6 protein-coding genes and 1 pseudogene are annotated in these 7,678 nt (G+C 60.2%); all 7 read left to right on the top strand.

Annotated elements, in window-relative coordinates; all coding sequences use genetic code 11:
* Positions 1 to 238: pseudogene (locus Q0341_RS14995) on the top strand (gamma-glutamyl-phosphate reductase); the annotation flags it as partial.
* A 127-nt stretch (positions 239 to 365) separates the two neighbouring features.
* On the top strand, positions 366 to 1,661 hold the full coding sequence (gene gshA / locus Q0341_RS14990; protein WP_299514980.1) for a glutamate--cysteine ligase: 1,296 nt from the start codon (positions 366 to 368) through the stop codon (positions 1,659 to 1,661).
* Positions 1,662 to 1,797: 136 nt separating this feature from the next.
* The gene (locus Q0341_RS14985; RefSeq protein WP_299514982.1) at positions 1,798 to 3,666 is read left to right on the top strand and encodes a potassium transporter Kup; all 1,869 of its coding nucleotides are present in this window, start codon (positions 1,798 to 1,800) and stop codon (positions 3,664 to 3,666) included.
* Positions 3,667 to 3,672: 6 nt separating this feature from the next.
* The gene (locus Q0341_RS14980; protein WP_299514978.1) at positions 3,673 to 4,257 is read left to right on the top strand and encodes a YqiA/YcfP family alpha/beta fold hydrolase; all 585 of its coding nucleotides are present in this window, start codon (positions 3,673 to 3,675) and stop codon (positions 4,255 to 4,257) included.
* 44 nt (positions 4,258 to 4,301) lie between these two features.
* Positions 4,302 to 6,356 (top strand): RNB domain-containing ribonuclease, encoded by a 2,055-nt coding sequence (locus tag Q0341_RS14975; RefSeq protein ID WP_299514975.1) that lies wholly within the window; start codon positions 4,302 to 4,304, stop codon positions 6,354 to 6,356.
* The gene (locus Q0341_RS14970) at positions 6,346 to 7,296 is read left to right on the top strand and encodes a TonB family protein (protein WP_299514972.1); all 951 of its coding nucleotides are present in this window, start codon (positions 6,346 to 6,348) and stop codon (positions 7,294 to 7,296) included. The genes Q0341_RS14975 and Q0341_RS14970 overlap by 11 nt, the downstream gene beginning before the upstream one ends.
* Positions 7,297 to 7,333: 37 nt before the next feature.
* Positions 7,334 to 7,678, top strand: a 345-nt coding sequence (locus Q0341_RS14965; RefSeq protein ID WP_299514969.1) for a transglycosylase domain-containing protein, incomplete at its 3' end; no start/stop codon positions are given.

Genomic DNA, 7,678 nt, shown 5'->3' with positions numbered 1-7,678 from the left:
CCACACCGACGCCATCATGACCCGTGACCACATGCACGCCCAGCGCTTTTTGCGCGAGGTGGACTCGGCCAGCGTCATGGTCAACACCAGCACCCGGTTTGCCGATGGTTTTGAGTACGGCCTGGGTGCCGAAATCGGCATCAGCACCGACAAGTTCCACGCCCGAGGCCCCGTTGGCATCGAAGGCCTGACCTCGCTCAAGTACGTGGTGCTGGGCGAGGGCGAGGTGCGCGGCTGAACCCCGACGTGCTGTGTGCCCCCCCAAACGGCTGCCGGGCGTGTGTCCGGTAGGTGCTTGCAAAGGGGCTGACCGGCCCCATATGATTTTTGTTTTGTCCCCATTTTTTGCCCCATAAAGGTTGCCCATGGTTCCCCATCTCGTCACCGCCCTGAACGGCCCCATCAATGAGCTGGAGCAGCGCATCTTGGACTCCATGCCCGCCATTGAGCGCTGGTTCCGTCTGGAGTGGATGGAGCACACGCCGCCGTTCTACACCTCGGTGGACATCCGCAATGCGGGCTTCAAACTCGCCCCGGTCGACACCAACCTGTACCCCGGTGGTTGGAACAACCTGACCCCCGAGATGCTGCCTTTGCCGGTGCAAGCGGCGCAATCGGCCATCGAGAAGATCTGCCCGGAGGCCAAAAACCTGCTGATCATTCCCGAAAACCACACGCGCAACACCTTCTACCTGACCAATGTGGCGCAGCTGCAGCGCATCTTCCACATGTCCGGCCTGAACGTGCGCTTGGGCTCGATCAACCCCGAGATCAAAGAAGCCACGACCATCGATTTGCCCAACGGCGAGAGCGTGACCTTAGAGCCTGTGGTGCGCAGCCAGCACCGCCTGGGCCTGAAAGACTTTGACCCCTGCACCATCTTGCTCAACAACGACTTGTCGGCCGGTGCCCCGGGCATTCTGGAAGACCTGCACGAGCAGTTTTTGTTGCCGCCCCTGCACGCAGGCTGGAGCGTGCGACGCAAAACCAAGCACTTTGAGAGCTACGAAGAAGTGGCCAAGCGGTTTGGCAAGTTGCTGGGCATTGACCCTTGGCTCATCAACCCGATGTTCAGCCAGTGCGGCGATGTGAACTTTGCCGAAGGCACGGGCATGGAATGCCTGCGCAGCAACGTGGACGCGCTGCTGACCAAGATCAAGCGCAAATACAAGGAATACGGCATCAACGAAAAGCCGTTTGTGGTCGTGAAGGCCGACAACGGCACTTACGGCATGGGCATCATGACGGTGCGCGATGTGGCCGATTTGGACGCACTGAACCGCAAAACCCGCAACAAGATGAACGTCATCAAAGACGGCCAGACCGTCAACGACGTGATCATCCAAGAAGGCGTGTTGACCAACGAGCGCATCAACGACGCCGTGGCCGAGCCCGTGGTTTACATGATGGACCGCTATGTGGTGGGTGGTTTCTACCGGGTGCACGCTGAGCGCGGTGTGGACGAAAACCTGAACGCCCCGGGCGCCAGCTTTGTGCCCTTGGCCTTCGCCGACACCCCGCACTTGCCCCAGCCGGGCGTCAAACCCGGAGCCAGCGTGCCCAATCGGTTTTACATGTATGGCGTGATTGGCCGCTTGGCCATGCTGGCCGCCAGTTACGAGCTGGAAGCCACCGACCCCGAGGCCGAGGTGTACGACTGAAAGGGCTGAACCGGTGGGCAATTGATCAGTTGCTGCACTGCAACATTTTCAAATTCTCCCGTGACAGGTCCGAAAAAGAGGGCGCACAATAGGCCCCTCTTCAGCTATGCGGTACTTTTGGGTGCCGCTCTTTCATGTGGCCTCCACCCGTTCCTCCCTCGCTGCCCTGACCTTAGGGGCCATTGGTGTGGTGTATGGCGACATCGGCACCAGCGTGCTGTACGCCATGAAAGAGGTGTTTGGCTCCGGCCATGTGCCCTTCACACCCGAGAATGTCTACGGCATCCTCTCCATCTTTTTTTGGACCTTGACCACCATCGTGTCGGTCAAGTATGTGGTGCTGGTGCTGCGCGCCGACAACCATGGCGAAGGCGGCTTGGTGGCCATGTTGGCCCTCGCTTCGCAATCGGTCAAAGACAAACCTCAGCTGCGCAAAGTGCTGTTGGTGGTGGGGATCTTCGGGACTTGCCTGTTTTATGGCGATGGCGTCATCACCCCAGCGATCTCGGTGCTGTCGGCGGTCGAAGGCCTGGAGGTCATCTCGCCCGCTTTTAAGCAGGCGGTGATTCCGCTCACCTTGGTGATCCTGTTTCTGTTGTTTTGGGTGCAAAAGCGGGGCACCGCTGGCATCGGCAAGTTTTTTGGCCCAATCACCTTGGTCTGGTTTGCCAGCATCGCCATTTTGGGCGTGTCGCACATCGTCCACCATCCCGAAATTTTGCTGGCCATCAGCCCGCATTACGCCTTGGGGTTTATTTGGCACAACCCTGGCATTACCTTCATCATTCTGGGGGCGGTGGTGCTGTGCGTCACGGGCGGCGAAGCGCTGTATGCCGACATGGGCCACTTCGGTAAAAAACCGATTCGCCTGGCCTGGTTCAGCGTGGTCATGCCATGCCTGACCTTGAACTATTTTGGTCAAGGCGCATTGCTGCTGTCCAATCCCGAAGCTGTAAAAAACCCGTTTTACATGATGGCACCTGACTGGGCCTTGGTGCCTTTGGTGGGCTTGGCCACCATGGCCACGGTGATCGCCTCGCAAGCCCTTATTTCGGGCGCTTTCAGTGTCACCAAACAGGTGATTCAGCTGGGCTACCTGCCGCGCTTGCAGGTGCTGCACACCAGCGAGACCGATACGGGTCAGGTGTACATGCCCTTTGTGAATTGGGGCCTGTTTGTAGCCATTGTTTTGGCCGTGGTTCTGTTCAAGTCGTCCAGCAACTTGGCCGGGGCTTATGGCATCGCGGTGTGCACCGACATGCTCATCACCACGGTGCTCACCTTCTTTGTGATCCGTTACGCCTGGAAGCTGCCGCTGGCGCTGTGCATTGGCGCAACAGGCTTCTTCTTTGTGGTCGATTTGGCTTTTTGGGCGTCCAACTTGCTCAAGTTGCTGGACGGTGGCTGGTTCCCGCTGCTCATCGGAACGGCCGTGTTCACGCTCATGCTGACGTGGCACGACGGGCGTCGCCTGCTCAATGACTCTTTGCGCTCGGACGCTTTGCGTTTGACCGATTTTTTAGAGGCCGTATTTATCTCTCCACCCACACGCGTGGAAGGCACGGCCGTATTCTTGACGGCCGAGGCGGGCACAGTGCCCAATGCCTTGCTGCACAACTTGAAACACAACAAGGTGCTGCACCAGGAAAACTTGTTTGTCACTGTGCGCAGCCACGAAGTGCCGCGCATGGCCTTGAAGCAGCGGCTGGATGTGACGCCTTTGGGCCATGATTGCTGGCAAGTGATCGTGAATTATGGTTTCAAAGACAACCCAGATCTGCCCTCGGCACTGGCCCACATCCGAGGTGAGGGCCAGCAGCTCGACCCGATGTCCACCAGCTATTTCCTCTCGCGCGACATTGTGATTCCCACCATTGGTGGCGGCATGGCCCCTTGGCGCGAAAAACTCTTTGCCCAGATGCACCACAACGCAAGCGGCGCTGCCGCGTTTTTGAACCTGCCCACCAATGCGGTGGTCGAGCTGGGCTCCAAAATCGAGATTTGAGGCTCTGTGCGCACCACCCATTTGCTCTACCTGCACGGCTTCAGGTCGTCGCCCCAGTCGGCCAAGGCCCAAATCATGGCCCAGCGGGTGCAGGCCCTGCACCCTGGTGTCACATGGTGGTGCCCGCAGTTGCCTGCTTCACCCGCGCAAGCCATTGATCTGTTGCTGCAGGGCACGGCCGAGTGGCCGCGAGAGCAGATGGCGGTCATGGGTTCATCGCTCGGCGGCTTTTACGCCGCCTGGTTGTCGGTTCACCTGAGTGTTCCGGCGGTGCTGATCAACCCGGCGGTGCACCCTTCGCGCGATCTGGCGCGTTACATCGGCGAGCATCCGGTCTGGCAAGACCCGACGCAAAGCATCTTTTTTGAGCCGGCTTATGTGCAAGAGTTGATGGAGCTTGAAAGTCAGCCCTTGCCAACCCGGCCCGCCACGCTGGCCTTGATCGCCAAGGGCGACGAGGTGCTGGACTGGCGCGAAATGCTGGCCCGCCACCAGACCGGGCAGGTGCGCCTGATCGAGGGCAGCGACCACGCCTTGACCGATTTTGAAGACCACTTGCCGCAAATCCTTGAATTTCTTCAGCTGGCGTGAAGCCTGGCGAGCCGAATGGCCGGGTGGCGTGGGAAAATCCTGCCATGTACGTATTATTTGAAGATGCCGGCAAATTCATGGCCGGTCGGATCATGTCCGAAGCCGATGCCTCGGCGCAGGTCGAACTCGACTCCGGTAAACGGGTCAAGGTCAAATCGGCCCACATGCTGCTCAGGTTCGACAAACCGGCCCCGGCTGCGCTGCTCAGCGATGCCGCCGCCTTGAGCCAGAGCATCGAGCTGGAGCTGGCCTACGAATGCGCCCCGGACGAAGAGTTCGGCTTTGGCGATTTGGCCAAAGACTATTTCAGCGCCAACGCCAGCACCACCGAGCAGGTGGCGGCTTTGCTGCGCCTGCACGAAGCGCCGCATTACTTCCGCCGGGGCGGTGCCAAAGGCCGCTTCAAGAAAGCCCCGGCCGAGATCGTGCAGCAGGCCTTGCTGGCCATCGAGAAGAAAAAGCAGGTCCAAGCCCAGATCGAGGCCTGGTCGGCCGATCTGGTGGCGGGCACTTGCCCTGAGCCGATTCGTGAGCAGCTCTACAAAATTTTGTTTCGCCCCGACAAGAACACGGCCGAATACAAAGCCGTGGTCGAGGCCAGCAAAAGCAGCCAGACCGCGCCTTTGGACCTGCTGCAAAACGCGGGGGCCATCGCCTCGCCTTGGGATTTTCATTGGCAGCGTTTCCTGTTTGACCTGTTCCCAAAGGGCACGGGCTTTCCACCTTTGCAAGCGCCCGCCATCACCGACGACTTGCCGCTGGCCCCGGTGCAGGCTTTTTCGATTGACGATTCGCACACCACCGAAATCGACGACGCCTTGTCGCTGCAGGGTTTGGGCACGGGCATGGTGACCGTGGGCATCCACATCGCTGCGCCCGGTTTGGCCTTGAGCCCCGGCGGCGCCATCGACCAGCTGGGCCGCGCCCGCCTGTCCACCGTCTACATGCCCGGTTACAAAATCACCATGCTGCCCGACAGCGTGGTGCAGGCCTACACCCTGATCGAAGGGCGCGACTGCCCTGCGGTGTCGCTGTACGTGACTTTCAGCGAAGACACCCTGGAGGTGCAAAGCGCCGAGACACGTCTGGAGCGCGTGCCGATTTTGGTCAACCTGCGCCATGACCAATTGGACGACCGCATCACCCGCGAATGGCTGGAGGGCGAGGACCAGAGCGACCACGCCGACGTGCCGGTGAGCCGCGACACCCTGGCGTTTTACTGGCGTTTGGCGCAAACCCTCAAGGCCCGGCGCGAAGTGGTGCGCGGCAAGCCCGAGAACTTCAACCGCCCGGATTACAGCTTCAAGCTGGAGCGGGAGAGCAACGACACGCCCCCCACGGGCGACGAGACGGTGGTGATCGGCACGCGCAAACGCGGCGCGCCGCTTGATTTGATGGTGGCCGAGGCCATGATTTTGGCCAACAGCACCTGGGGCCAGTGGATGGCGCAGCTGGGTGTGCCCGGCATTTACCGCAGCCAGGCCAGCCTGGCGCCCGGCGTGAAAGTGCGCATGGGCACCAAGGCGCTGCCGCACGCCGGCATTGGTGTGCCCAGCTACGCCTGGAGCACCTCGCCGCTGCGCCGCTACACCGACCTGGTCAACCAGTGGCAAATCATCGCCTGCGCCAAGCATGGCGCTACCGCCGCATTGGCCGCGCCCTTCAAGCCCAAAGACGCCGAGTTGTTCTCGATCATCAGCGGTTTTGACGCCGCTTACAGCGCTTACAACGGCGTGCAGTCGAGCATGGAGCGTTACTGGACGCTGCGCCATGTGCAGCAGCAAGGCATTGAAGAGCTGGATGCCAGCCTGGTCAAGGAAATGGGCGGCGGCACCTGGCTGGTGCGCGCCGACACTTTGCCTTTGATGTTCAGCGTCATGGGAGCGCAGAACCTGCCGCGCGGGGCGCGTGTGCGCGTCAAATTGGCCGATGTGGACCTGATGGCGTTGGATGTGCGCGGCACCGTGATCGCGCATTTGGATGCTGAGCAGGCCTCAGAAGCCGAAACCGACGAAGCCGAGGACGACGACAGCCTGCCCGCAGGCCCGGTCACCATCGCGATGGACTTGAACGACAGCCCCTCAGACCATGCCACTTGAGAACCCGCCCAGCAAAGCGGTCGGCCACAATAAGACCGCTTTAGCCGGCCCCTCTTGGGCCGTGGCCTTGCGGGCCTCGCCACACCGAGGGCTGATCTGGGCCCTGGGTTTTTCGGTGGCGGTCCATCTGGGCCTTGTCGGCTTTCGGTTTGCTGCACCAGAGGCCTACAACCGGGTCTTTCAGGACACCCCTTTTGAAGTGATCTTGGTCAATGCCCGCAGTCAGGAGTTGCCCCAAGAGGCGCAAGCCCTGGCCCAGGTGAGTTTGGCGGGTGGCGGTGAAGTGCCGCAGGTGCGCATTGCCAGCTCGCCCTTGTTGCCCTCGATGAACGAGGATCCGGGCATGGACCTGAGTGCAGTCAAGAAGCAAATTCAAGCACTCAAAATTCAGCAAATGCGATTGTTGAGCCAACTCAAAGATGAGTTGGCCGCCTTGACGCGCGAAAACTTGGGCGACAAAAGTGACAGCCCTGAGCGCGATGTCAAAGTGCAGCGACAGCAGCAATTGGCCCGTCAGTTGGCCCAAATTGAGCAACGTGTGGACCAAACCCAGGGCGCAGCCCGCAAGCGCTACATCAGCCCTGCCACCAAGGAGGTGGTGTATGCCTTGTATTACGACAAAATGCGTCGAACCATCGAATACCAAGGGACCTTGAACTTCCCGGAGGTGGGGGGCGAGAGGATTTACGGGCAACTCACCATGGTGATCACCGTCGACAGTCGGGGGCGCTTGTTGAACACCGAAGTGGCCAAATCTTCCGGCAATCCATTGCTGGACACCCGGGCCGTGGCCATTGTGCGCAGTGCAGCCCCTTTTGGCATGTTCAACCAGAAAATGCGCGCTCAGGCGGATCAGATTGTGGTCGTCACTCGTTTCAATTTTTCGCGGGATGCCACACTGGACACTTACATGATGGCCTCTGATGAGGCCAAACCATGATGCGCTTGGTGAGCATTCAATGCCGAGGACAACGCACATGCATGCACTGAAACGCTGGTTGTTGTTGGTGGTGTTGGCGGTGGTGGCACTGCAGCTGTTTTTTGCCTTGCGCATTGTCGGCATGAATTGGGCCTTGCCCGAATCCACCAGCTTTCAGCGTTCACAGGCTTGGCACATCGTGCTGCGCGATGGCCAATTGCCCTGGCGACAAGACAGCGTTGACATGAGCGCGCTGGCCAAACCCTTGCAGCGCGCCGTCATCGCCTCAGAAGATGCCGCCTTCACCCAGCACCATGGGGTTTGGTGGCAGTCGCTGGAAAACGCGTGGCAAAAAAATGCCAAGGCCAAATGCCAATGCGCAACTCACCAGCCAACACACATA

The sequence above is a fragment of the uncultured Limnohabitans sp. genome (assembly GCF_937889215.1).
Classification (GTDB): Bacteria; Pseudomonadota; Gammaproteobacteria; order Burkholderiales; family Burkholderiaceae_C; genus Limnohabitans_A.
Note: the sequence above shows the minus strand (reverse complement) of the source record. Positions and strands in the feature narration are given on the sequence as shown.